The sequence below is a fragment of the Pectobacterium nicotianae genome (assembly GCF_023272715.1).
Classification (GTDB): Bacteria; Pseudomonadota; Gammaproteobacteria; order Enterobacterales; family Enterobacteriaceae; genus Pectobacterium; species Pectobacterium brasiliense.
Genome location: NZ_CP096821.1, coordinates 3,036,761 through 3,060,657 on the forward strand (window position 1 = coordinate 3,036,761; position 23,897 = coordinate 3,060,657).

27 protein-coding genes are annotated in these 23,897 nt (G+C 53.6%); 1 reads left to right on the forward strand and 26 read right to left on the reverse strand.

The window, feature by feature from the left end; translation table 11 throughout:
• From MYB54_RS13580 to dinG, 26 genes are all read right to left on the reverse strand, one after another.
• Complete coding sequence (locus tag MYB54_RS13580) at positions 1–582, reverse strand: phage tail protein I (protein ID WP_014914969.1); 582 nt, start codon at positions 580–582, stop codon at positions 1–3.
• Positions 575–1,678: a baseplate assembly protein gene (locus tag MYB54_RS13585; RefSeq protein ID WP_014914968.1), complete on the reverse strand. Its 1,104-nt coding sequence runs from the start codon at positions 1,676–1,678 to the stop codon at positions 575–577. Before MYB54_RS13585 ends, MYB54_RS13580 begins: the two co-directional genes overlap by 8 nt.
• Positions 1,669–2,016: a GPW/gp25 family protein gene (locus MYB54_RS13590; protein WP_010286901.1), complete on the reverse strand. Its 348-nt coding sequence runs from the start codon at positions 2,014–2,016 to the stop codon at positions 1,669–1,671. Before MYB54_RS13590 ends, MYB54_RS13585 begins: the two co-directional genes overlap by 10 nt.
• 58 nt (positions 2,017–2,074) lie before the next feature.
• The gene (locus MYB54_RS13595; RefSeq protein WP_248720895.1) at positions 2,075–2,656 is read right to left on the reverse strand and encodes a phage baseplate assembly protein V; all 582 of its coding nucleotides are present in this window, start codon (positions 2,654–2,656) and stop codon (positions 2,075–2,077) included.
• Positions 2,653–3,813 (reverse strand): phage late control D family protein, encoded by a 1,161-nt coding sequence (locus tag MYB54_RS13600; RefSeq protein ID WP_205592672.1) that lies wholly within the window; start codon positions 3,811–3,813, stop codon positions 2,653–2,655. The genes MYB54_RS13595 and MYB54_RS13600 overlap by 4 nt, the downstream gene beginning before the upstream one ends.
• Positions 3,801–4,013: a tail protein X gene (locus tag MYB54_RS13605; RefSeq protein WP_014914964.1), complete on the reverse strand. Its 213-nt coding sequence runs from the start codon at positions 4,011–4,013 to the stop codon at positions 3,801–3,803. The genes MYB54_RS13600 and MYB54_RS13605 overlap by 13 nt, the downstream gene beginning before the upstream one ends.
• Positions 4,003–4,932, reverse strand: coding sequence for a phage tail protein (locus MYB54_RS13610; RefSeq protein ID WP_039509051.1), 930 nt, complete (start codon positions 4,930–4,932; stop codon positions 4,003–4,005). The genes MYB54_RS13605 and MYB54_RS13610 overlap by 11 nt, the downstream gene beginning before the upstream one ends.
• Positions 4,932–7,262, reverse strand: coding sequence for a phage tail tape measure protein (locus MYB54_RS13615; RefSeq protein ID WP_248721973.1), 2,331 nt, complete (start codon positions 7,260–7,262; stop codon positions 4,932–4,934). Before MYB54_RS13615 ends, MYB54_RS13610 begins: the two co-directional genes overlap by 1 nt.
• Positions 7,263–7,484: 222 nt before the next feature.
• Entirely contained in the window at positions 7,485–7,613 is a 129-nt protein-coding gene (locus MYB54_RS13620) for a GpE family phage tail protein (RefSeq protein WP_371928298.1), read from the reverse strand.
• Positions 7,573–7,893, reverse strand: coding sequence for a phage tail assembly protein (locus MYB54_RS13625; RefSeq protein WP_240345585.1), 321 nt, complete (start codon positions 7,891–7,893; stop codon positions 7,573–7,575). Before MYB54_RS13625 ends, MYB54_RS13620 begins: the two co-directional genes overlap by 41 nt.
• Positions 7,894–8,032: 139 nt before the next feature.
• Positions 8,033–8,329 carry a 2Fe-2S iron-sulfur cluster-binding protein gene (locus MYB54_RS13630; RefSeq protein WP_039499429.1) on the reverse strand — a complete coding sequence of 99 codons (297 nt, stop codon included), beginning with the start codon at positions 8,327–8,329 and terminating at the stop codon, positions 8,033–8,035.
• A gap of 56 nt (positions 8,330–8,385) precedes the next feature.
• Positions 8,386–8,910: a phage major tail tube protein gene (locus MYB54_RS13635; protein ID WP_010281046.1), complete on the reverse strand. Its 525-nt coding sequence runs from the start codon at positions 8,908–8,910 to the stop codon at positions 8,386–8,388.
• Complete coding sequence (locus MYB54_RS13640; RefSeq protein ID WP_010281043.1) at positions 8,910–10,337, reverse strand: phage tail sheath subtilisin-like domain-containing protein; 1,428 nt, start codon at positions 10,335–10,337, stop codon at positions 8,910–8,912. Before MYB54_RS13640 ends, MYB54_RS13635 begins: the two co-directional genes overlap by 1 nt.
• Complete coding sequence (locus MYB54_RS13645; protein ID WP_010281040.1) at positions 10,327–10,524, reverse strand: hypothetical protein; 198 nt, start codon at positions 10,522–10,524, stop codon at positions 10,327–10,329. Before MYB54_RS13645 ends, MYB54_RS13640 begins: the two co-directional genes overlap by 11 nt.
• The gene (locus MYB54_RS13650) at positions 10,521–10,988 is read right to left on the reverse strand and encodes a Gp37 family protein (RefSeq protein ID WP_180788562.1); all 468 of its coding nucleotides are present in this window, start codon (positions 10,986–10,988) and stop codon (positions 10,521–10,523) included. The genes MYB54_RS13645 and MYB54_RS13650 overlap by 4 nt, the downstream gene beginning before the upstream one ends.
• A gap of 231 nt (positions 10,989–11,219) precedes the next feature.
• Positions 11,220–11,531 (reverse strand): hypothetical protein, encoded by a 312-nt coding sequence (locus MYB54_RS13655; protein ID WP_010281036.1) that lies wholly within the window; start codon positions 11,529–11,531, stop codon positions 11,220–11,222.
• Positions 11,524–11,853 (reverse strand): hypothetical protein, encoded by a 330-nt coding sequence (locus tag MYB54_RS13660; RefSeq protein WP_248720897.1) that lies wholly within the window; start codon positions 11,851–11,853, stop codon positions 11,524–11,526. Before MYB54_RS13660 ends, MYB54_RS13655 begins: the two co-directional genes overlap by 8 nt.
• Positions 11,843–12,517, reverse strand: coding sequence for a hypothetical protein (locus tag MYB54_RS13665; RefSeq protein WP_248720898.1), 675 nt, complete (start codon positions 12,515–12,517; stop codon positions 11,843–11,845). Before MYB54_RS13665 ends, MYB54_RS13660 begins: the two co-directional genes overlap by 11 nt.
• A complete protein-coding gene (locus tag MYB54_RS13670; RefSeq protein ID WP_039315950.1) occupies positions 12,507–13,118 on the reverse strand; it encodes a transglycosylase SLT domain-containing protein in 612 nt (203 codons plus the stop codon). Before MYB54_RS13670 ends, MYB54_RS13665 begins: the two co-directional genes overlap by 11 nt.
• 1 nt (position 13,119) lies before the next feature.
• On the reverse strand, positions 13,120–13,449 hold the full coding sequence (locus MYB54_RS13675; RefSeq protein ID WP_010281025.1) for a putative holin: 330 nt from the start codon (positions 13,447–13,449) through the stop codon (positions 13,120–13,122).
• 239 nt (positions 13,450–13,688) lie between these two features.
• Entirely contained in the window at positions 13,689–15,056 is a 1,368-nt protein-coding gene (locus tag MYB54_RS13680; protein WP_248720899.1) for a TolC family outer membrane protein, read from the reverse strand.
• 2 nt (positions 15,057–15,058) lie between these two features.
• Positions 15,059–16,387 (reverse strand): HlyD family type I secretion periplasmic adaptor subunit, encoded by a 1,329-nt coding sequence (locus MYB54_RS13685; RefSeq protein WP_248720900.1) that lies wholly within the window; start codon positions 16,385–16,387, stop codon positions 15,059–15,061.
• 27 nt (positions 16,388–16,414) lie between these two features.
• On the reverse strand, positions 16,415–18,142 hold the full coding sequence (locus tag MYB54_RS13690; RefSeq protein WP_039509044.1) for a type I secretion system permease/ATPase: 1,728 nt from the start codon (positions 18,140–18,142) through the stop codon (positions 16,415–16,417).
• A 17-nt stretch (positions 18,143–18,159) separates the two neighbouring features.
• Positions 18,160–18,471: a protease inhibitor Inh/omp19 family protein gene (locus MYB54_RS13695; protein WP_010281012.1), complete on the reverse strand. Its 312-nt coding sequence runs from the start codon at positions 18,469–18,471 to the stop codon at positions 18,160–18,162.
• 105 nt (positions 18,472–18,576) lie between these two features.
• A complete protein-coding gene (locus MYB54_RS13700; RefSeq protein ID WP_014914952.1) occupies positions 18,577–20,007 on the reverse strand; it encodes a serralysin family metalloprotease in 1,431 nt (476 codons plus the stop codon).
• A gap of 718 nt (positions 20,008–20,725) precedes the next feature.
• On the reverse strand, positions 20,726–22,825 hold the full coding sequence (gene dinG, locus MYB54_RS13705; RefSeq protein ID WP_205604720.1) for an ATP-dependent DNA helicase DinG: 2,100 nt from the start codon (positions 22,823–22,825) through the stop codon (positions 20,726–20,728).
• A gap of 182 nt (positions 22,826–23,007) precedes the next feature.
• Between dinG and MYB54_RS13710 the strand changes: the two genes are divergently transcribed.
• Positions 23,008–23,853, forward strand: coding sequence for an AraC family transcriptional regulator (locus MYB54_RS13710; protein WP_205563462.1), 846 nt, complete (start codon positions 23,008–23,010; stop codon positions 23,851–23,853).
• Positions 23,854–23,897: the final 44 nt, after the last annotated feature.

The following is a 23,897-nucleotide window of genomic DNA, read 5'->3' on the forward strand; positions in this document are numbered from 1 at the left end:
TCAAGCGCTCCCATGATTGTAGTTACTGTCGTATGTTGCTGTCCGGTTATAGCGGATAGGCACTGCCCAATATTCGATGCTGGCCAGATGACATCGCGCCGGGGCAAGCATCCCAATGGCATTGCGCAGCATGCTGGCCTGATCGTTGGTAATGGGTTGTTTTAGCAGCACGCGATAAACTGCCCATGCCGCTTTGTCGCCGTACACATACAGGTTGTTGTAGGTGGTTTCGCCGTCGTAGCTCAGGCGGCCAATATTCTCGATCAGCGTGCTGTCACCGAAGCCAAATCGGCGGATGATCTCTTTAATGCTCCAGGGCGTACCTTTGCTGCGATGCAGATCGATAGCGGCCTTGATCAGCGCACGTTTGGAATCATCCGACTCCGCCAGTTCCCAGCCGTCGCCAAACAACGAGAACTGCTCTGCCAGCCAGGGCAACACGCTGCCGTCAGTGATATCGATCAGATAAACCAACAAAGCATTCAGATCGATGTCATCAAAGCGGTCGGCCAATTCCGCCAGCGAACGAAAGCTGGCGTCAGCCGCCAACGGCGGTGGCAGCAGTTGTAGTGAATCAGCCATTCGACACTCCGACGACACTGACATTGATGCCCGTACAGTTCGCCCATTCACTGTCATCAAGCACCATCAATGACGGCGAAACGAGCTCCACTTGATATACGCCGGGGATGGATAACGTGGCGATAATCTGGCTTGGGACAATATCGCGCCCCAACGTGGCAGTACGGGTTTCCACCCAGGCCTGCACTGCTTTTTCTGCGGCAGTTTGAACGACAGCAGCCTGTTCGCCGTTAAACAGCGTCAATTTGGCGCTGATGGCGTAATCCACCTGCGTGGGTGATTTGGCGGAAACAAAATCCGTCAGTGGACGCACCTGCTCGTCGGAGCAAAAACTTTCTACCAGCGAGAGTATGCTACTGTCCGGCAGGCCAGTGCTGAGCAACGGATACAGCACCACTTCACCCGGTTCGGGTGACATCACCGCCACATCGACAATGTTTTGGTGTGCCCGCATCGCATGGAAGCGATACGCCAGCTTCGATCCCGCCGTACTGAACGATTCCGGTGCCAGCTGAACACGTTCACGCAGGCGATCGTCATCTTCCTCGGCGGAACCGCCGCTGCTTTTAGTGATATTGATGACGCTTAAATCGCTGTCGCCAATCTCATCCAGCAGCGTACTGATCTGGGCAGGCAGCCAGTCATTACCCACATCACCACTTTCGGTACAGGTCGCCAACACGGTGACGCCGCTACCGTTCATTCTCAGCAACGCGTCGCTGTCGGTGGTGAAAATCACGCTGTCCGACGCACTAACGCGAGTGCCCGCAGGAATCAGCAGATCGCTGACTAGCGGCGTTTCAGGAGTAAAGCGAAGCTCTGCACGTGCCGGCTGCGCCGCCAAACGGTAGACGCCGACCAGTTCTGCCAGATAATCCAGCATCGGTGCACGCGCAAACGCAACCAGGTTCTGCTTGGCGGCTTCCTGGACCGCACTACGCAATAAGGTTTCCCGGTAGGCAAAGAGGTTAATCAGCAGGCGTTCGGCCTGCGCTGGATAGAGTGTTTTCCCCGAATCAGCTTCATATTTCGCGATCATTTCGGCGGTAATCTTCGCCGCATCGCGTTCAATAAAATTGGGTTCTGTCAGCGCCATAACAACTCCGTGGTCTGTGTCGCGCCATTAGCGGTTTTCCAGCTAACGTGCAGCGTCAGGTGAGCACCATTCACAGAAGGTTTAACCGCCAGTAGCTGGCAGCGAGGTTCCCATCGTTTGATCGCGTCTACCGATTCCCTGACGACATGCGGGATCGCACGATCGATCGGATAATCGAGATACAGATGTAGATTGCTACCAAAGTCAGGCCGATGTGGGTCGCTGCCGCAGGGTGTCCGCAGGATGATATGAATCGCCTGCATGATATCTGCCGTTCCTTCGACGATGTCGCCAGAACGTTGCAGCGCCGGTTGCCAAAAAACAGATTGAGTTTTCATAGGGGGCTATTGTCGCCCCCGGTGAGAGGAAGGAATATTAAAGCGGTTTAGGAAAACGCTAGTGTGAGTGGTGGTTGGAGTTACCGCCGGCATCCATGACGCTGCCGCTGGCGCTGACGTTGCCGGAGATACTGACATCACCGCTGAGGCTGGCACCGCCGGAACCCCACATCCCGCTCTCGTAGGTGAGTTGCCCTTGCACCAGTAGCTTGCCCGTCACCGTCGTTTCTGGCGCATTAATGGTGACACGCTGCGCGTTAACCACCACGTCAGCCCCGCTGCTAATCGCAATATGCTCCACGCCGCCGTTGATCGTTAACGTATGCGTTCGGCGATCGTATTCAATATGCGCGCCGTCAGCGAACGTTACCGCCCTTTTGTCCTTATCTGCCAGCGTTGGCACATCGGCGGCGGAGTAAATTGCTCCCAACACCAGGCCATCCTCGCCGTTGCCGTCCAGCAGAACTTCGACCTGTTCGCCAATATCCGGCAACCAATAATCCTTATTATTCTGCGTATTGCGCTGTAATACCGGCAGCCAGGCCGTACGCAGATTGTCGCACTCTGGTAGACGAACGCGCACCATCACGCGAGCCTCATCCACCGCGCTTATTGTGCCAATTCGACGAGATAAACTCATGATACCGCCCCCTTTTTACTCTTGGCCTTCTGCGTTGTTGAGCTGCCATTCGGGTGGTAAGTCACCACCGTTTTTCCGCTCTCCGACTTTCGCTTGCCCGCCGTAATCGGCCCGCGAATCAGCCCAATCTCCGTGGTGTAACCACTGCTACGATCCAGAATATGGCGAGCCGATTCGATCAACCAATGCCCGGAAAGTTGGCCGAATGACACCAGCTCCACTTTATTCCCCGCCGCCAACTGCGGGCTACCCATCAACGTCATCGACCCCTTTTGTTGCTTTTCGTTGTGCGCATCCAATGCAGCATCCGTTTTCATCCTCGCTCCAGAAGCATCCGCCGCGCGCACGTTAACTTTCAATGTATCCGCACTGGTCCCAGCACCGGCAGACTTCATTTCATTGTTCACGCCACCGTCGGCTTCACAAACCACCAGTTTCTTTTCACTCCCTTTCTGATATTTCGTCTTGGCATTTTTATAGACGTGACTGATCGTGTCGCTCAGTGAAAAACGCGCGACGTCCGTTGGCTTAATTTGTCGAACAGACGCCTGATTACGCAGCGTTGCCAGATGGGAAAAAATCAGTTGGTCGCTAACGACTTTCACGACATAGCCATATTCACTGGCGAGCCGCTTTAGAAAAGCGACATCGGTTTCCGCATATTGCGTAACGCGATCGATCTTGATGATCTGAATCATCCCTACAAGCATCAACTGATGCTTTTTCGCGATGCGCGTCGCAATAGCGGCTAACGTCGTATCTTCAAAACCGCAGTTTGATTTGGTTCGCAACGCACGATTGACCGATGTCGCGACGCCGCTAATCACCACTTCGCTAGGCGGTGCACTCACCTCAATTTCATCAATCGAGAAAGTGCCGCAGTCAAACAGCATTTCACCGAGATAGCCGAGCTTGAGCGATAATGTATCGCCCGTACCGGGATACCATTTATCCATCCAGCGGCCATCGGTATCATCGAGCCTGACCTCGATCGAATCCGATTCATTCTTGATGCTATCGGTATATGTCACGCTGGTAACATACGGTGCGATATCATTGGTAATATCCTTTTGCAGATACCACAGGGTGAACGCCGGTTGCAGTACTTCCGACACTGCGGGAGAGGACAAGGTTAGTTCTTCCGTTAACGCAGCCATGGTGGGGTGTCCTCCGCTTTACTGGCCTCTGCCTGTTCAATAATCGGAATCAGCACCACCACACCTGATGGCAACAGCGGCACGATGGGGACATGCGGGTTAGCCGCAATAATCCGCGGATAGCCGAGCGGATCGCCGTAATACAGGTAGGACAAGGTATCCCAACGTTCGCCCTGTGTAGTGATATGTTCAAGGTGCATATGCTTCAACCCTCTTCACGATTTCCGCCGTCAGTTTGCTCAGCGCAGGCTCAGCGCCTTTAAATGTGTCGCTAGCGGCCTCAACATGTTTACTGATGGCTTCCAGCTTCTCGATAACGTTTTTGCTGTCGACGCCCTGCAACAAGGTGGCAACTTGCTTGACCTGATTCAGCATTTCATTCGCCGCTTTATTAACCGCTGTAATTTCAGGCATCATCTTCTCTGCCTGAACCGCCGTATCAGATATGGCCTCTGCCACTTTTTTAAACGCCGGTTCCACCTGACTTAACGGCGTCAATACATTCCCGACTTGCGTTAGCAGTCCGGGGATTTGCAACAGCGCGGTTTCAGGATTGTCCTTCATCCGTTTTACAATCTGAACAGTGGTTCTCGCCGCCTTAACGGCTGAATGTGCCTTCTTGGCATACGTGACAGCCGTGCGTAGTGAAGCTGAAAAATTGCTCACTTTCTGGACCGCCGTGGTGATGGCACTGACGTTAGGAACAGGCGTCTCTATCGCAGGCGGCTTGAGCGGATTTTTCGGATCGCCAATGTATTCTCGCAGCGTTAGCGAGGCATTCATGGCCAATACGTTGCCCTTCGCGTCGGTATGTTCGCTGGTCGACGTCAGTGCCGTAATCACAAACCAGCCGCGATAATCTCCATTGCCAAAGACTAACGCCATCGCCTGATGCGCCCGCATCGCCTCAGTCAACCGCTTCAACTCCACATCCGGCGTGCAGTACTGCTTGTGAAACACCAGACTAATAGTAATCTCGTCCAGCTTCGCACCGATGAATTGCAGACCGGGTTTACCTTCAATGCGGCCATGCTCGGCATAATCTGCACCGAATGACGTATTAAAACCGTCCCAGTAGGCGGTCACTTTAAATTCAATATTTCCTAATACCGCAAACATCAGGCGTACCCCCTGCGCTCACGCTGAGTGAGCAGCTTGTTCAACATGTTTTCCAGTTCATTCATGCTAAGCGTCAGCGTCTTCGTCATTTCAGGCGTTGGCGCTGCCTTCTGGCCGTTGAGATAAATGGTGGGTGAGAAAGCAACCCGAACATGCTCGGAAGGGGCTGCACTGACTAACTTACCTTTTGCTCCACCGACAGTTGGTGTCAGTGCAACACGCTGTTGCGGGGTTGGCATTGTGTCTTCCGCCTTAGGTAATTCAACAGGCAGTGTCGGCTGTAGCGACAAGGCAGATACGGGAGTTGGGGCCAAAACGGCTGCTGCCTGATTGTTATTAGCAATTAATCCTTCGCTAGGGCCAAACCCAAAGAAATTTTTGACACCATCAGGAATAGCGTTGCTAACGGTTTCCATCGGAGAATTGAAAAAATTGCTGATTGTTGATACAAATTCATTCCAAAGTTCGGCAATCTGGTCAGAATATTTGTAAATCAGCGCGAATAACCCAGCAATCGCAACCCCTATCCCCACAATCAACTCGGCTGGCAATGTCAGCAGTATTCCCCCTAGAAGCAAAACCACTCGGACTACCATCATAAAGCCGCTACTCATCACACTGCTCAATATGCGTCCTAATAATGCCCCTGCGCTACTACCCAGCCCGCTCAGCGCCGCTCGAATGCCCGGCCATAAACTATTCAGATTTAGCCCTGTTTTAAGCCGCTGCCAACCCTGTAGAATGCCCTGCCATAAACCCTTCAGATTTAGCCCTTTAAGCCACTGCCAGCCCTGCTGAATGCCTTTCCAAACGCTCTGCAAGGAGGGTAACAGTATGTCCATTCCCAGCTTCGCCCCGCTCAACGCCATTCTGAACGCGAAGAAACCGGCCACGGCCATCACGATCCCACGAACCAGTTCAGGGTTCGCCGCCGTCCAGGTCACCAGTTGATCCAAAATGGGGATCAGCGCATCACTCAGAGAAACCAATACTGGCGTCAACGCTTCACCCACATTGAGCGCAATATTCAGCAACGACGTTGTCATTCGGTTCCAGCGCGCGGTCAATGTGCCATTCTGTCGGGCGAAGTCGAGTTCCAGCGTTTGTGTGGCCGCCGGGCTGTTCATCACCTGCTGGTTCGCTTGATAGCTCTGCCAGTTCTGCTTCATCGACATCGCATGATTGACAGCTTCTGGCGTGCGGAACACCTCCTGCAACCCGTAACGCTGCATTAAGCTTTGCTGTGCGTCCACATTACCCGCCGCCATGTCCCAGCGTTTCTGGAATTGGCTGCCTTTGCTGTCGATCAACTGATTGCCAATCAGAACTGCTGCGTCGTACTGGGAATATCCATCTTTCATATGGCTTTTCAGCAACGCGTTATAATTCACGCCCGCCTTGCCGTAACTGTTAGCAATGTCGGTTCGCCCCACGGCATTCATAAAGCTCTCCAGCCGAGCCACCGTGTTCGCTTCTGTATCTGCGCCTTTTGTCGCGCTCAGGCTGGAAACCAATTGGCTCAGCGCCTGATTGCCCGTCGCCCCCATCGCCGTAAATCCTGAAGCCAGCGCAGGAACATATTGCGCCATCAACGCTGTGGAGAACCCCTGTTTCGTACCCGCCAGCATGCGTGAGAGGGACTCTTGCTGTACCTCCGCACCTTTTAGGTTAAACACGTTATCCAACGTGACCGAAAGTGCTGTAAGGTCGGTCAACGCCGCGCCGGAGGCCGTTGAGGTTTTCCCCAGCACCTCTGTTAGATCCGTTACCCCCTTTATCTGCTCCTTTGACATACCGCGCTCAAGCAGCTTTCCGGCACTGCTAAGTAACGCATCCGGTGTTTGGTTCACCCGTTGAGAAGATTGACGCAGCTGCTGCCCCATCAATTTTTCCTGCTCGCTCGATATATCATGAGCAATGCTGATGCTACGCAACTGCGCCTCAAATGACGCATAGTGTGTGACCGACGCCACAACGGGCTTCATGACAAAACCAAACTGCTCGCGCTTAGTCTTAAAGTCACTAGCGAGTTCACTTTGACTCTTACCTGACTTTTCCTTACTCGGCGTTTCCTTACTCGACTTGTTACGCCTCAGTCGTTCCTGATTAGTTTCTAGTTCATGTAGCGACTTGTTCAGTCGGGACGTCGCCTGTGCGATGCGAGATATCGCTTGCGAACTGACAGTGCCAAAGCGCTCCAGCGACTGATTAAACTGCCGCTGCCGCTCCTGCGCCTGTTTGAGGCCATCACTAAGTGACTGCAGCGATTTTTTTGTGTCATCTAGCGTGGTACTAAACGACCTGCCCGGCATGACACCGTTTAAAGACATATCCACGGTTCACTCTCATTCAGAAAAGCCCCTTACGGGGCGGATCGGAGACGGCGGCTTGCGCCGCTCCAGTTTGGTTTCCCCATCACAAACAGGGGATAAAACGAGAAAAAGGACGAGTGATAAGCGGGAGAAGAAGACAGGTGGTGAGGGAGGAAAACGGCCAGCGTCCTGTCGCTGGCCGGGTTGGGTGGATGGTGGCCTAATTAATCCTGTCAGTAATCAGTCTTCCTCACCGTTCTCACGTTTTATCTGTTCGCTGGCTTCATCCAGCCAGCGTTCAAAGTCGTCCAGTTCCAGCGCATCAATCTCACTCGGCTGAAAGCGAAACCACCTCGCCAGCAGAGCCAGTGCTTTCCACAGCAGCGCCGGCTGCGTTATCCAACCCAAGTAGCTGCTGAAATCGTTTTTGCAGCGCCATGTAGTCCTGCGCGTCCATCTCATCGATGTCTTCCGGCACCAGACCGGTCATGCGTGACAGCAGCGCATCGTCCCAGTTGCTTGGGTCATCGCTGATTTTTTTCACCGCTTTGATGTCTTTGACTTTCAGACGCTTGAGCGAAATGGACTCCACGCGTTGACCGGCAGAAGTGGTGTAAGGGAATTGCAGAGAATAGGTTTCAGTGTGCATAACGGCTCCTTAGTAAATGTCGGGAGCAGTATCGCGTGCGGCGAGGAATAACGATTTTAAAGTGAATTAGAAAACGAAAGCGGCAGGCATAAGAAAGGGGCCGAAGCCCCTTGAATTAAGATAATGTGAATACAGATAATTAACGCGGCAGTTCTTCTTCCGCAAAGAAGCGAACAACGCAGTCGCTCATAGGGTAAGACGTATCAGTCAGGAAGAAGCCGGCCGCTTTCTGATTGTCATCTAAATAGGAACCATCACTTTGATCGACCTGACCAGAAATCAAACGTGCTGCCGATGACGGGTCTGCGCCAGCACGACTCGAATAGGGTAAAGTAAAACCCGCTTCTTCTCCTGCATCCAAAATGTAGACATCCTCACGGCACTGGAAATGAATATTATTTTCCAAGTCGATAATATCAAATACTTTTGCTGACATAGCCACCTCACTGATTGATAGAAACGCCCGCCTCACTCGCGGGCCTGGAAGATAAATTAACCGCCGATATTGGCGCGGTAGCTGTTCAGTTGATCCACGCCGCCCACCATGAAGATGTTGGACAGGTAATCCAGCTCCAGCAGGTCTTCACCGTTCATCACCTGCTTGATGTAGGTGCAGCTGAACGCGCTGCTAAAATCCGGGTTTTCGTGCTGCTTGAACGTGCCCAGCGGATTCTTTTTGAACATGATGGTCATGTGCGTCACCAGCGGCACTTCTTCGATACGGCCTTGAGAGCCATAACGTTCCACGCTGGAGCGACACTGTAGCGCCAGCGACTGGTAAGGGTTCGCCGCCGCCAGCATCGCTTCGCGGTAGAAGGAGTTCCACTTGATCTCGCCTTCCAGCTTGTCGAAACCCGCAGGCAGTTCGATCTTGCCGACCATGCCCAGCGCCTTGTGCTCCTGCATGATCATGGAGATATCCGGCAGTTTAATTTCCTGCGCACGCCCCAGCAGGTTGGTGCCATTGATGTAGATGTTGGCGTTGGTAATACGGTTTACTTCAATTTTCCCGGCCATCAGTTAGTGCCCTCCAGCGTTACCAGGTATTCCGAGGTGATCTCCGTCTCAAAGGTCAGACGCTCAAGCGGCGGCGGCGGAGTGAATTTGTAGTTAAGCAACAGGTGCCCTGCCGCCAGTTCGGTTTGTTCGTTACGCGCAGCATCGAACCAGCATTTGAAGCCCAGTAGCGCGCCGTCACCGATCAGTTTGCGACCGTAGGCGTTGACGGATTCCACCAGCGCATCGATCAGCGCCTGATTGATCGGCATGTCGATGTACTGCTGGCTGAAATAGCGGATGGATTCGTTAATCACATCGCCAGTACGACGCACGTTTTCAAAGTTCTTCATGTGCGTCACGGTTGGCCAAGCTGCGGTGCGATTGCCCCACAGGCGCAGGCCGGAGCCGTAGCTGTTGAAAATGGTGCTGATACCCTGCTCGTTCAGCAGGTTCACTTCACTCTGCGGATCGTCAATCATTGCGGACAGCTGGCGCTCTACGCCGGTGATCCCTTTGATTTCCTGATTGGATGATGACCACCAGAAACCTTTATCCAGATCGACTTTGGCACGCAGACCCGCGGCACGCGCCGACAGCGGCTCCAGACGTTCGCTGTTAGTTTCCGCGTCGTACACTTTTACGTGCGGATAGCACAGACGAGCGCGTTCAGAGCTGGTGTTAAAGTTAATCGTGCCTTCCGGGCCACGGCCGCTCAGCGCCTGCGCAAAGGTGGTACCGATTGGCGCATCGATATAGGCAATCGCGCCCAGTTTGTCGGCCAGCGCGATCAGCTCGGTCGTTACGCTATTTTGCGTACAGAACACCGGCGAAATCAGAATCTTGGCAAAGAAGCCGTACAGGTTGTAGGTATCGTTCAGCAGCTTCATACCGGTGCGTTTGCCCGCGGCGTTGATGCTGCCGATGATGTCAGCGGCAGTCACTTTCGTGACATCAGCAAAGTCGTAAGACGCGCTGACCACAGCGGTCACATCGATGTTTTTACCCAGATTTTTCAGTACGCCGGTTTGTGCATCCAGCGTATAGTCCTGACCTTCGACAAACGGCTGACCGCCTTCTGCCGCCGTCAGCACCACTTTGGCAACCACGCGGTTCGCCAGTTGCGCCGTACCGGTCGCTTTGTCAAAGGTGACTTTTTCTGCGCTCACAGACGATTTGTGTTTCGCCGGATCCAGCACGTTGATAACCAGAACCGTACCCGCGCCGTGATCGTAAATTGCATCCAGCGCCTGCGGGATGGTATAGCCGCCGAACTGGCTACCAAACTGTGCCGCGTCTTTTTCGGACAGACACAACGTAACGTCATTTACCGCACCCTGCGGCGCCGTACCAATCAACCCAATCACCGCAGATTTGACGGTTTTCACCGGACGAGCACCGGTTTCAACTTCAATTGTTTCTACACCATGTAAATAATTAGCGGCCAAGGGTCACCTCCGTTGCGCTATCAGCCAGAACCTGATCCGCGACAGGCAGCAAATAGCCCAGCGCGATCAGCGTTTTCACATACTCATGATCTGCCGGCAGTTCAGTCACCTGAGCGGGCCAAAGCAGAATTTCCTGACCATCTGCCAGCGTGACGCCGCTGGCGGGGCCGGTGTAGCGGTATTTCATGCGTCTTTCTCCTCATAATTAACCGTGGTAAGCAGCGGACCATCCGTCTGCTCGCGGTCTTCGATAAAAAGGGTTTCTGTGGTGCAATCGATGGCGTAATGCCAGCGTCCTTCGGTGTAATCAACGTAGCGATCGCGTACTAGCCGAATACCGCGATGGCAGTCAGGTAGTCGGTATCCTCCCAGCGCCTGACGGACGGTATCGAGCGTAGCCAGCACGCCGTCTTCGCCATCCAGCTCCGGCAGCAGCACGGCAACCATCAGCTGTGGTCGCTGCGTCTGAACCGGAGAATCCGCATCTTCCGGTGCGGAAAATTCGGAACCGCGATATCCCACCAGTACATCGCCAGGTGTCGGGAGATCGGGCCTGATCAGAATGTTTTCTGGGCAGGACGCAATCCGTCGTGCAGGCAAGTGTTGCTGGAGGCGGGCTATCACCGCATCGATAATTGGTCTGGTATTCATATCCGTTCACCCGCTGTGTTAATGGCGCACTGTTTTGGTGGCACATCGTGTTGATGGCGCTAGTATCCGGATAATGGTTGGCTGCGGCTTTTAATCTGTTTTAGAAAAAACAGCGAAGTGATTTATTTGAAAAATACGGCTAATACACTGAAAAATAAAAATTCTTTCGATAAAAAAACGCCAGCACAATCGTGCTGGCGCAAAGACAGAAGAGCACCCAATACAATGGGATTACCGATCCCAATATTTTTCCGGCCGGGCGATGCCAACCATACCGTCAACCGCATATTCCACGACATCCACACCAAGGCGGGTAAGATTCGCCAGCCAGACGCCGCCCACCGCCTTGGTCAATACCGCCATCTTGCGATCGGCCAGATAATCCAGTGCATGACGCAGCTCCGGCTCTGAGGCATCGGCATACAGCCGCTGCATCAGCGCTAGCAGGAACATTTCATTCGCGGTGTAAGGCCGCGTTTTGTTTAATGCGATAAGCAAGTGCCAACGCATCGATTCCTGTCGGATACGCTGCGTATCAGCCATGATTGCCTCCCGAATACCGCTGCTGCACCAATTCCAGCTTGTTATAAAGCGCATCCAGCTTGGCTTCGATGACCGTCTGACCACGGATGTAATCCTCACGTCGCACATAGATCAGCGGTAAGTCAGCACGAAATTCCAGAAACTCGCGCTCCAGTCGCGTCCAGCCTTGCTCGCTCTTCTGGCGTGCATTTTCCAGGGCGGCAAAACGCTCGTTCAGTCGCTTTTCAATCTGAGTGAGCAGAATCCGTCCGGCGGCAAACAGGAAACTCGTAAACGACAATAGCAGGCCGACCAGCGACCAGAATTCCACTTCAATCTTCACGTGTTACCTCCCCTGCCTGTTGTAGCGCGTCGATGTAATCCAGCAGCGCGTTAACCTGCGCACTTAGCGCTTGATAGCGCTCTCCGTTGTCGCTGATGTTGGCGAGAATATCGCGCTGGGAGACGCCTGAAGGCTGTAATTCGGCGTTAGTGGTTGAGCCGAGAGCGGACGCTGCGCCAGTGCGGCCGGCAGCGGCGGTAATGTCTGAGGCACCATTGGCGGACAGACCGAAAGCGGCGTTGTAGTGCTGCACGAAGCCACGAGTAAACACGCACTGCACAGGCTGAACTTTGCCTTTTTCGTCAATGTATTGCTGAGTAACATGGTCGATTTTCCGTTGCAGAGCGGCGTTATCCGCCGCCAGTTTTTGACGCGCTGCGACATAGCGCTGTTCGAGTTGATTCCCACGCTCTACCTGCTGCTGGTATTGCTCCGCCGCCGCACGTAGTAGCTGGTTCTGGGTTTCGGCCTGCTGCTGCTGTAGCAAGTTGAATGCCGCCTGCTGTTTCGCCAGCTCGGCATCCCCCAGTGCCTGCGCCAGTTGATAACCCTGATGACGGCCGGTCAGATAGACCGCGAGTAGCAGCATCACGACAAGCAGGACTGCGACCACGCGTGGTGAAAGAAAGGATTTCAGGCTATTGAGAAACAGACTATTCCACACAGCTCGCCCTCCCCCAGCTCAAATACCGTGGTGCCAACTGATGCAAAATGCGGTCGGGATAATGGCGATTTTCACGCCAGTTGGCGGCACTGCGTCCGGCATTGACGGTTTCCACATGGCCAAACCAGCGGAGTATGTCCTTCTCGGCGATCTTCGCGCGTTGCTTATCACGTTGTAACCAGCCAAGCCCGCCGTTGTAGGACGATAAGGTCATTGCCATACGTTCGCAGTCGTTGCTGGCGCTGATTCGCGTCCACAGCCAGCGATCGTAGCCCGTCAGAGCACGGATCGCCCAGGCGGGATTAAACGGTTGATTGGCGCGAAGTTCAGGAACGATACCGCTAAACCAGTCGGCGGTGGTCGGCATAAACTGCGCCAGCCCCTGTGCACCGACAGGTGAAACGGCCCGAGGATTCCAGCCGCTTTCCTGATGCAACTGCGCCGCAAAGTCAGCAATCGGGGCATTCATGCCCCAATCCAGCCGTGCGCTGCGGATCACATCACTGCGGTATGCCTGCGCGGCACGAGGGATCGTGTCGGCGCAGACCGTCGCGCTAAAAAGCATCGGGCTAACAAGCAGCGTGATGAGAAGGTGTCGCATATCACAACCCCATCGCTACGCCGATGCAAACGGCTGACACAATCAGCGCTCGTCGTAACATCGCGGCGGCAAATACGGTGTGGTGGCCGTCCCGAACCGGGAAACGCCCACGCGGAACCGGCTCATCACCCTGTTCAAGGAACAGACCGGGACGCGCTTTAGGAAACAGCGAGCGATCCAGCCAATAACCTAATACCGCAGCGAGTGAGATAAGCGAGAGCTTATAAACGGTGACGGGAAGCTGTTGTGGTGAAATCAGCCCGATAACAGCAAAGAGAAAAGCGGATGTCACAATCCAGCCAGTAAGACGCGGTTTTTTAATTTTTTTCACGATAAAGCCTCCTGATAAGAATGGAGGCCATTATCTAAAATGAGGGGGTTTTATGATTTTAAAGGAGTTTAAGTATTACTGAGGCACGATATCACACAAAATCGCACCATTTCTATTCGTCATCCCTTTCTACTTTTCATACTTCACGTTACACGTGCGTAGACTTCTCTGCTGATAAAAATCATAGCCGATTATCCGTATATGATTTTTATCATCTGTTTTAGTGTCTGCTGGTTTTGTTATTGGCTAATGGCTCTGTTGTTGGCAAATGACGCTGTTGCAGGCTGAAACCAAGCCGCCAGTTCCAGAATATCTTTCTCGTTTAGCGTACCCGCGGTATAGCGCAGTAATAGCCATGCCTGAAGCCAACTGTATTTCGCTTCCGCTAGCTCTCGTCGGGCGTTATACCAATCCTGTTCGGCCAGCAAAATATCCAGATTGATACGTTCTCCGCCTGCAACACTCAACCGCGTGGCGTTGACCGCTTCTTGCGCCGACGAGGTCGTCATTTGCCAGGCCTTAATTTTCGCCGACCCGTTGTTATACAAGTTGTAGTACTTTTTCAATTCCGCCAGCGTTTTCTTGGTTTGATCGTCCAGCTCCGCCTGACTTTGCTGATATTCTGCCGCCGCCTGTCGCATAGATGCGGAGACAGAGCCACCCGCGTAAAGCGGGACATTTAGCTGCAAACCGACGCTCTGTGTGTCGTATTTCTGGTTGTAGTTATATTCACTTTCCGAACGACTATTGCGCGACGATGCCACCAGCGACAGCGTAGGTAAATGCCCGGCGCGGCTGCGTTCGATTTCATAGCGGCTGACCGCCAGCCCTTCGCGCTGCGTCGCCAGTTTGGCATTGTGCTGCACGGCAAGATCGCGCCACTGTGCCAGTGTCTGCTTGCCTGATTCCGCAGACGGCAGTTGCGTGAGCGCCAGAGGAGACAGCGTCGTGATATCCAGCGCCGTCCCCGTCATATTTTCCAGATCGGTGATCGCAGCATCCAAATTATCCTGCTGCTCAATACGCTGCGCTTCGATCAGCGTAAAGCGCGCCTCCGTTTCCCGCACATCCGTTAGCGTACCTTCACCCGCCAGCAGCAGGCGTTTATTCAGCATCAGCTGTTCCTGATACGCCCGCTGCTGCGCATCCAGCAATTGCAGCTTTTCCTGCGCCAGCAGCGCGCTGCTCCAGGCTTGATATAGCCGCACCATCAAATCCTGACTGCGATCGCGAAAACGCTGATCGGCCATCAGCGTGCGGGCAACCCCCTGCTGATAACGCGCCCAGGCCGCATAGTCCAGCAGCGGCTGGCGCAGCGATAGCGTTGACGTATAGCTGTCATAATTACGTTTTAGCGTGTTACCCGTGAAACTATCCGTTTGGGTGACTTTGGAATGGCTGCGGTTCGCGTTATAGCCATACTGGAGATTGGGAAGCAGATTAGCACGCCCAATCGTCTCCTCTTCCTGACCTGCCGCATGCTCAAACCCCGCCGCACGAAACTGAGCGTCGTTACGCAGCGCCAATTCCCACGCATCAAGCAGTCCTAATGCGTTGGCCCCCGAAGAAAGCAGCCCAAACAGCACGATTATCGCGATCCTTTGCATGATTATTCTTCCGTTAATGCCAGATGCAGGCGATCCATTAAAGGCTTAAAGAGATAATTGACGAACGACCGCTCTCCGGTACGAACAAACCCTTGAACCGGCATACCGGGCTTGACTTCCAACCCCTCCAGCGCACGTTTCCCGGCCTCATCCACCTGAACGCGCAGGCTGTAATAAGGGGAACCGTCTCGCTCATCCAGCAGGCGGTCGGCGGACAGCAGCTCGACCGTTCCCGCCACGCGCGGCGTCGTACTTTGGTTAAACGCGACGAACTGAAGTTCGACGGGTAGTCCCGGCCACACCTTATCCACCAGCTCAACGGGCAGACGCGCATCCACCAAAAGAGGCTGATCGTCCGGTACAATCTCCAGAAGCGTCTGACCCGGCGCGATCACACCGCCTTCCGTAAACACTTTCAGCCCAACCACCGTGCCGGAAACAGGTGCGCGCATCTGAATATTCGCCAGATTGAAATCGGCTTTTTCCTTCTTGCTGCCCACATCACTCAGCAGCGCCCGCACGTCCGCCAACTCGCTGTTCACTTCCTTGTCGTATTCCTGTTGACGCTGGGCGATCAGCAGCGTTTGTTGTTCAATATCACGACGAGTACGATTAATATCCCCCGCCAGTTGGGCGATATCGCCGTTAAGCTGCGCCAGCAGACGTTCGTTCTCCAGCATTTTGTTGCGCGGGACATAGTTTTCCGCCGCCAGTGAACGCAGCCCTTGCAGCTGTTGTTCCAACGTCTCCCGCTGTTTCTGCTTACTGGACATCACCTGACGCTGAGCGCTGAGCGACGCCTCCATCCCCGCGATACTGGTGCGCATTCCTTCCGCTTCCAGCTTGAGCGACTGCTGGCGGCTGTGCAGTAAATCACGCTGCAATGCCGTAATCACATTCATCTCCGGCTTCCCCGCTAGCGGTTGCAGGCGAGGCGTCATCACCATGTCGCTCAGGCGCTGCTGCTCGGCAAGCAACCGACCTTCACGCGCGACCAGCTGTAAGTACTGACCATCCAGCCCTTCACTCGCCGAACGCGCATCGACCTCATTCAGCGTTAGCAGAATCTGACCGGCCTCGACCCTGTCGCCGTCTTTCACCTGGATTTTATCGACGATGCCGCCCTGATTGTGCTGCACAACCTTGCGGTTGCCAGAAATCACGACGCTACCATTTACCATGACGCCCTTGTCCAGCGGTGCAAACAATGCCCACAGGAGAAAACCACCGAACCCGGCGAGCACCAGCAACCACCCCAAACGCACGGCACGTTTTTCATCGCGCCGCGCCGTCTGGTTCATACTCTCTTCACTTATTTCTGATGCGGACATGTCTTTCCCTGTATTCGTCATTCCCTGTTACGGCCGGACAGCGGCGGCAGGTGTCATTTGTGCTTGATTGGCGGCACGACGCGGCTGCAATTCGTTCAGAATGTCGCGCGCTGGCCCAAAGCGCTGTTGCTTACCCTGATTGAGCACCAGAATTTTATGCGCCAGCGTGGTTAATGCGGGACGATGTGTAATCAGTATCACCGTCGCTCCCCGCTTCTGAAGATGCGAGATCGCCTGCGCCAGCGCCATTTCGCCTTCGTTATCGAGGCTGGAATTTGGCTCATCGAGAACCAGCAGGCAGGGATCGCCATACACCGCACGCGCCAAAGCGATACGTTGCCGTTGCCCGCCCGACAGCCCGTTGCCATCAGCGCCAAGAGGCGTGTCATATCCCTGCGGTTGGCTAAGAATCATTTCGTGGACGCCAGCCAGCTTCGCCGCTGCGACAATTTTTTCCGCGTCATGCTCGCCAAAGCGGGAAATATTCTCCGCCAGCGTGCCTTTAAAGAGCTGTACATCCTGTGGCAGATAGCCCATTGCAGGGCCAAACGCCGTTTTATCTACCTGACTGAGATCGGCTCCATCCAGTCGAACCTTGCCACGCGTCGGTGTTTGCGTCGCAACCAGCAGACGTGCCAGCGTAGATTTACCTGAACCCGATGCGCCTAGAATCGCCAGCGTTTCGCCTGCCTGAAGCGAGAAATGGATATCCTGCAATCTCGATGCCCCTTGCGGCGTCTGCAATAACACATTCTCGACGCTGAGCTGACCAACCGGTGCGGGCAGCGCCATCGCCTCCGCTTTGGGCGGATAAGCCGTCATGATTCGGCTGAGTCGATACCAGGCCTGCCGCGCGCTGCTCAGCGGCTTCCAGATACCGATAAACTGATCGATAGGGCTCAACACGCGCCCGACAAGAATTGACCCCGCAATCATCATCCCCGGTGTGATTTCGCCCTTAATCGCTAACATCGCCCCCACGCCTAGCATCAGCGATTGCAGAAAAATGCGCGCATGTTTTGATGCAGCCCCAACAACCGCGGCCCGCTCACTTGCCAGATTTTGCAGCGTAATAAAACGGTAGTGTTGCCCCAGCCAACGGCGGCGCAAATTAGGCAGCATCCCCATCGATTCAATAACTTCGGCATTACGCAGTTGCGTATCCGCAAGATGGGTCGCCTGTAGCGCTTCATGGTTTGCCTCTTCTAAAGGCGACGTGGTGAGATACTGATTCAGCCATGCCAGCAGCACCAGCACCACCGTTCCTCCCAGCGCCAGAAAGCCGAGAACCGGATGGATCAGGAACAGCACCAGTAAAAAGAAGGGAAACCAGGGAATATCGAAGAAGGCAAATAGCGAGTTGCCCGTAATAAACTGCCGCAGCAGCGTGAGATCGTTCAGCGCCTGACCCGCTTTGGCCTCGCCAGCTTCCAGATTGCGCTCAAATGCGGCGTTGAAGACCTGCTGATTCAGCTGTAAATCGATACGAGTACCGAGCCTTACGACCACCAGGCTTCGCACCCATTCGAGTGCCGCCATGAATATCCCCAGACCGGCAATCAGCAGGGTGAGCATCAGCAACGTGGTGCCATTCCCCGAAGCCAGTACGCGATCGTAAACCTGAAGCATGTAAATCGAAGGCGATAGCATCAGTAGATTAACGATGGCGCTGAAAATCCCAATGCTCCAAAAGCTGCGCCGGAAAGGACGCAGTATACTCAACAACGAACGTTCCTTATTTGCTAGTTGACTCACTGCGTTTGCCTCTCCTGTCAGGGCTGTTTATGCAACGTACGTGCACTGCCATCAGGCAATATCAGCGTATAGCCCTCTTTTTCTTTGCTAAAGAACGCCACGGACTGGCCCTGCTCTTTCGTCAGCGTGATACCGTCCGGCGTCGGCCGCCATCCCGCAGGCACATCCGGCAGCAGCGCTTTTAAACACGGCGCGTCACCCTCAAAGCGCCAGGTGTTATCCACTAACGGCGTATTGTGCAGCACGACCTCGCACTGCTGTTCCCCGCCACGCAATTGCCATACGCCGCTTAGCTCACTTGCTGAAGGCAACTTCAAACTACTCGCCATACATCCTCCGCTTATTACACTTAACAGCGCCGCGATGATTAACTTTTTCATAGTGGCCCCAAGTCGATAACAGAAAAGGACGGGGCTTACCCCGTCCTTGCTACATCACACGATAAAATCGGTTGCCGCAGAAGGCTGACCAACAATATGTACAACAAAGTCTGGCGTGGTCTGACCCGCAAAATTCAGCCACAGATCGGTGGTATTGCTCTCTGCATTCCAGTTAAGCAGCGCTTCATTACCGAGTCCGGTGAAATTGTTGACGAACTGCAAATCACCTTTTTGATTCAACGCTGACAGATCGATTTTGTCGATGCCGCGTTGGAAATCCGTGATGGTGTCATAGCCATTCTTATAGGAAGAATCGCTCGCGCTGGCATAGACAAAAATATCTTTGCCCGCACCGCCCGTCAGCGTATCTGCACCGCCGCCGCCGTAAATAACGTCATCGCCTGCACCACCGTTCAGAATATTATTCGCGTCATTGCCGATAATAATATCGTTGCCGGAGCCGCCAATGGCGTTTTCGATCGTGACGCCGTGGGCGATAGAGACGTTACCTTTCAGGCCGCCAACATCAGAGAACCCGCCTTCATTCAGGTTGATACGCTGATCGTTTCTGTAACCAGAGAAATCAAACGTATCGTTACCACCTGCATCCCAAACGGAGAAAATCAGTTTTTGGCTATTGCTGGTAGTGGTATAGAAATCACGACCCGTATTGGAGTTGAAGCCGTATACCGTATCACCCGTACGCGTGTTCATGTTTGCGCCGTAAAGATATTGGATCGCCGTGATGTCATCAATCAGCGGACCCGCAGCATAGTGCCCCTGGAAATCGCCCCCAGTGTTTTGCTCACTCCAGTAGCTCATCAGGCTGAACTGGCGCGTATCTTCCGCGTAGGTCACATCGCGGTAGGTCGGGTTGCCTTCACCCGCATTGTAAGAACCCGGGTGATTCAGGCCCAACGCATGACCGATTTCATGCGTCAGCGTCTGTTTGCCGTATTCCGTTGCCGGATTACGCACCGTGTCGGAGTTGTAGTTAAACCAGGCGCTGCCCGCTGCAGAGTGATTACCCGGCATATAAGCGTAAGCCTGAGTATCGTAGTCCATACGGCCACTTGAATCACGGGTGTAGTTACCAAACGTGATGGTGGCTTTTTGGGTAGGGCTAACCTGAGTAAACGTGATATTAGCGACATCTGACCACGATTGCAGAGACAGTTTGGCTTGTTGTTCCTGCGCTGCGCTGAATTTCACAAAGCCCTGATCGCCAGAAGGGATAGACCGCACGTTCTGTAAGAACGAATAGGTCAAATTAGCGGATTTACCGAATACGTTCGTGCCATTCCAGGTCAGGCCGTCACGGACAATTTCCTTGGCTGCCAGATCGCTTGTGAACGAGGGTTTGCCATTAAGCTGTCCATCGCCACGGGAGTGGTAATTATACAGATCGTACACATCACTATATCCCGTACCCGCTGCATGCAATGCCGATTCAGCGGTATCCTTATCTTCATCTCGTAAAGCCATCTTTTCTTCTCCATAAGTCTGATCGGGATGATCAGAATCCTAAATCCCTTCATGCAATCGAGGTATTGCATGTACCGCGCATAGCCGCGGTCTAATCGTCTCCTGGGTAGATAAAGCTCACTAAAAATATTTATATCCAAAAAACGCATATAAATAAAAATTATCTCTATAAGGAAATAATTAAGAAAGAACGCCAATTATTTTCGTTATTATCAAATGATAAATAATAAAGTCACGGTGACTAATTTTTATTATTGGTATTGATGTGGACAGCAAGAGAAACGGATGCCGAGCGGCATTCATTTTTAAACAGGAAGGAAATTTTATTCACTGCGTTAATTTTCATCATGACACCTGTCCCTGGTTGATAAAAACCGCGCTACGTAATCACATACTTTGTCACACGTATTAACGGCATCCTTGCTGTTCCGAGACAAATCTAACAAATAAGAATAAAAAAATATAGCGCTAAATAGGGACTAATTACCCCCTTATTCGGGGGACGGATATACCCGTCATACTTCAAGTTACCTGTGCGTTGGCCGCGTTCAAATACTCGGCCCGTCGTGGGCCTCGCCCTGAAGGGCCGCTGCAAGCAGCGTTCAAATCTGCTCCCGGCAGATTTGTCACCCGAATCACTTACCTGAGTAAGCTCATCGGGACTCCTTCGCTTGCCGCCTGCCTGAAACTCGAATTATTTAGGGTATAGAGGAATTTGTTATGGCATGTCCCGTTGTTCAATCGGGAAGACGGGCAGCGCGGCCAGCAGCTGTGCGCCATAGCCTTTGGTCAACAGGCGCCGATCGTAAATAACGATTTCACCAAAACAGTCATGGCTACGAATAAGGCGGCCAACCTGCTGGATGAGGTTAAACGAGGCGCTGGGCAGGCTTTGTACGATAAACGGATGCCGTTTGAGGCTTTTTAACCATTCGCCTTCCGTCAGAATGACCGGACTGTCGATAGGCGGAAACGCGATTTTATGGATATGCACCTGAGAAAGGAGCTCCCCTTTCAGATCCAACCCTTCCGCAAAGGACTGCAAGCCAATCAGCACGCTAGTCTGACCTTCCTGTACCCGCTGACGATGTAGCTCGACCAGCCTGTAACGCGGTTTATCTCCCTGAACCAGCAGCATCAGGCGTAAATCGGTTACCTGCGTCAGAAAGAGCTGCATCGCACGCTGGCTGGCAAACAGCATCAGTATCCCTTTATGCTTATCCTGTTTTAGCTCCGCCCTGAAAAATTGCGCCATTTCAGCAATATGCTGTGCCTCTGACTCCATCAGCGGTTCATAACGCATCTTAGGTATTACCAGACGCCCCTGCTCGCGATGGTTGAACGGCGAATCCAGCGCGATGAACGTGTCCCCTTCCTGCTCGTTCAGGCCAGAAAGCTCCTGTATCCGCGCAAAACTGTTCAGCGAGCGCAGCGTGGCCGAGGTCATCACAACGTGCGAGACCTTTCCCCACAGCAGCCTTTCAAGCTGGTCGCAGACGCGAATGCCAGCGCAGTGCAGGTGAAGATGCGGCTGGTTATCGCGCATTTCCCGCGTGATCCATTTGGAAACCGGCGCGTTTGACGACTTCTCCATCGCCGCCAGCCGCCACAGCTTGCTTAGCGCTTCAAGATAGCCCTGTTGGCGACTCATTTTCAGCAGTGCCTGATAGACCCGCACCACGTCATGCTTGCCGGTCTTCTCGCTGAGATCGTTAAGCATATACTCCGCCAGCGCCCGCAGTGTGTCGGTCAGTTTGAACAAACGTACGCAGAGTTCACGCATTTCATCCGGCATTTTTCCCATCGCGAAGCGGTACTCGGTTTCCTGCCCGTCATGCGGAAGGAAAAGCCCACACATTTGCGAGAAAGACAGCACGCACTCGCGTATCTCTTCACAATGGCTGGTTAACCGCTCGCTGTTAGCGAGTCGCGGCGGTGATTTAGGGGCAAACTGCGCCATACATTGCCCAATAAGCTGCACCAGCTGTTCCAGTTGCGCCATCATGTACGCAGGATGAATATCGCCAGACATCTCCAGCGTATCGCGGGCAACGTCGGGAATGTGGTGTCCTTCATCAAGCACCAGCAGGAGATTCTTCGGGGGAGGAAGTACCGATTCGCTTTCCATCGCCGCCATCACCAGCGCATGGTTGGTGACGACAACATCGGCCTGTTCGATCTCACGCCGTGCGGTGAAGAACGGGCACTCGCGGTAGTAATGGCAGTTATGCGCGAGACAGTTCGCTTTGTCGGTACTCAATTTCTGCCACAGGCTATCGTCAATCGAATCCTGATAATGATCGCGCAGCCCATCCCAGGCATGGCCTTGCAACGCTTTCTCAAGCCGCACACAGGTGCGTTTTTCCTCCTTGCTGGCGGACATCAGTTCATCGTCCAGAAAGAGCGGTAAATCCCCCTGCGCATCGGGATCGGTTGCCAGCATCGCCAGATTACGTGGGCAAATATAACGACGACGGCCAAATGCAGCGGTAAATGTCAGTTCGGGAATAAACTTCTGCAACAGCGGCAAATCTTTGCTGTAAATCTGATCCTGCAACGCCACATTCGCGGTGCTGACCACCAGCGTTTTGTCCTCCGCACGCCCTACCGCAATACCCGGAATCAGGTAAGAAAGCGTTTTCCCGACGCCGGTTGGTGCTTCAATAGCCAAATGGCGCGGGTAATCACCCGCCAGCGTTTTCGCCACTTCGGCAATCATCTGTCGCTGGGGAACGCGGGAAATAAAATCCGGGATTTGCTCTTGCAGGGCCTTATACCATTGACCAATCTGCAATTTTATTGCGGGGGACAGCGTCATGCATACTCTGTATCTGTGTAATCTGGCCGCCATTGTCCCACAGACGCCCGGCGACGTCAGCCGATATCACGTTCGCGACCATTCCGACCTCGACAATCGTCTGCCCAGCGATTAGGGTTAACTATTATTTTTATCAAACACGTATTTTTATCAAACACGGTCTTTATCACGAGCGGTCAATTATGTCTTCAGTCCACGCCATTAACCAATCCTACTGGTTTTCGCCACGACTACCGCATGTTGAAAGCCGCAGCACGCGCAACAGCAGCCACGCCTATAAAACACACAGCCATGCACAGTTCTCGATTGGCGCGATAGAACACGGCGAAACGCTTTGCCATTACCGCAACGAAATGCATCACTTGCAGGTTGGCGATCTGATCTTCATCGATCCTCAACAGCCACACAGCTGTAACCCGCTTCCCGGAAAAACGCGCAGTTATCACATGCTTTATCTGGATACCGAATGGTGTCTCGATCAGATCGCCGCTCACTGTGGTTATCAGGCGGAGACCTTGCATTGCAACCGCGTTGTTCTGCGCGATCCCGCGCTGTTTATACGTTATCAGCACGTGATTGCCCTGCTGTATCGGGGGGACATTGCATCGGCAGATAACCAGCTCAAAGCAATGCTGGAGCCCATTTGGCGACAATATTGCCAGCCTGCGCCGTCCTGTTTGCCCGCCTTACCCCATCATGCTTCGCAAACTACGACGCGACACGTACGCGAGCGTTTGCTGAATAATTTGCAAGAATCGCCCTCACTGGAAACGCTGGCGGAGGAGCTGAACCTGCGACGTGAAACCATCGTGCGACAGTTTCGTCACGATACTGGCATTACACCGATGGCCTTCCTGAATAATGCCCGCATTGAATATGCCAAATCGCTGCTGAAACAGGGCACGCCGCTGGTTGATGCCAGCTATCAAAGCGGCTTCTGCGATCAGAGCCATTTCCACAAAACGTTTGTGCAATACACCGCCGCGACGCCGGGTCAGTACGCACGATCAATATTTGACAATAAATAGCCGAACACCTTGTCTAGACTGGCCTCGATTATTTATCGAGGTCA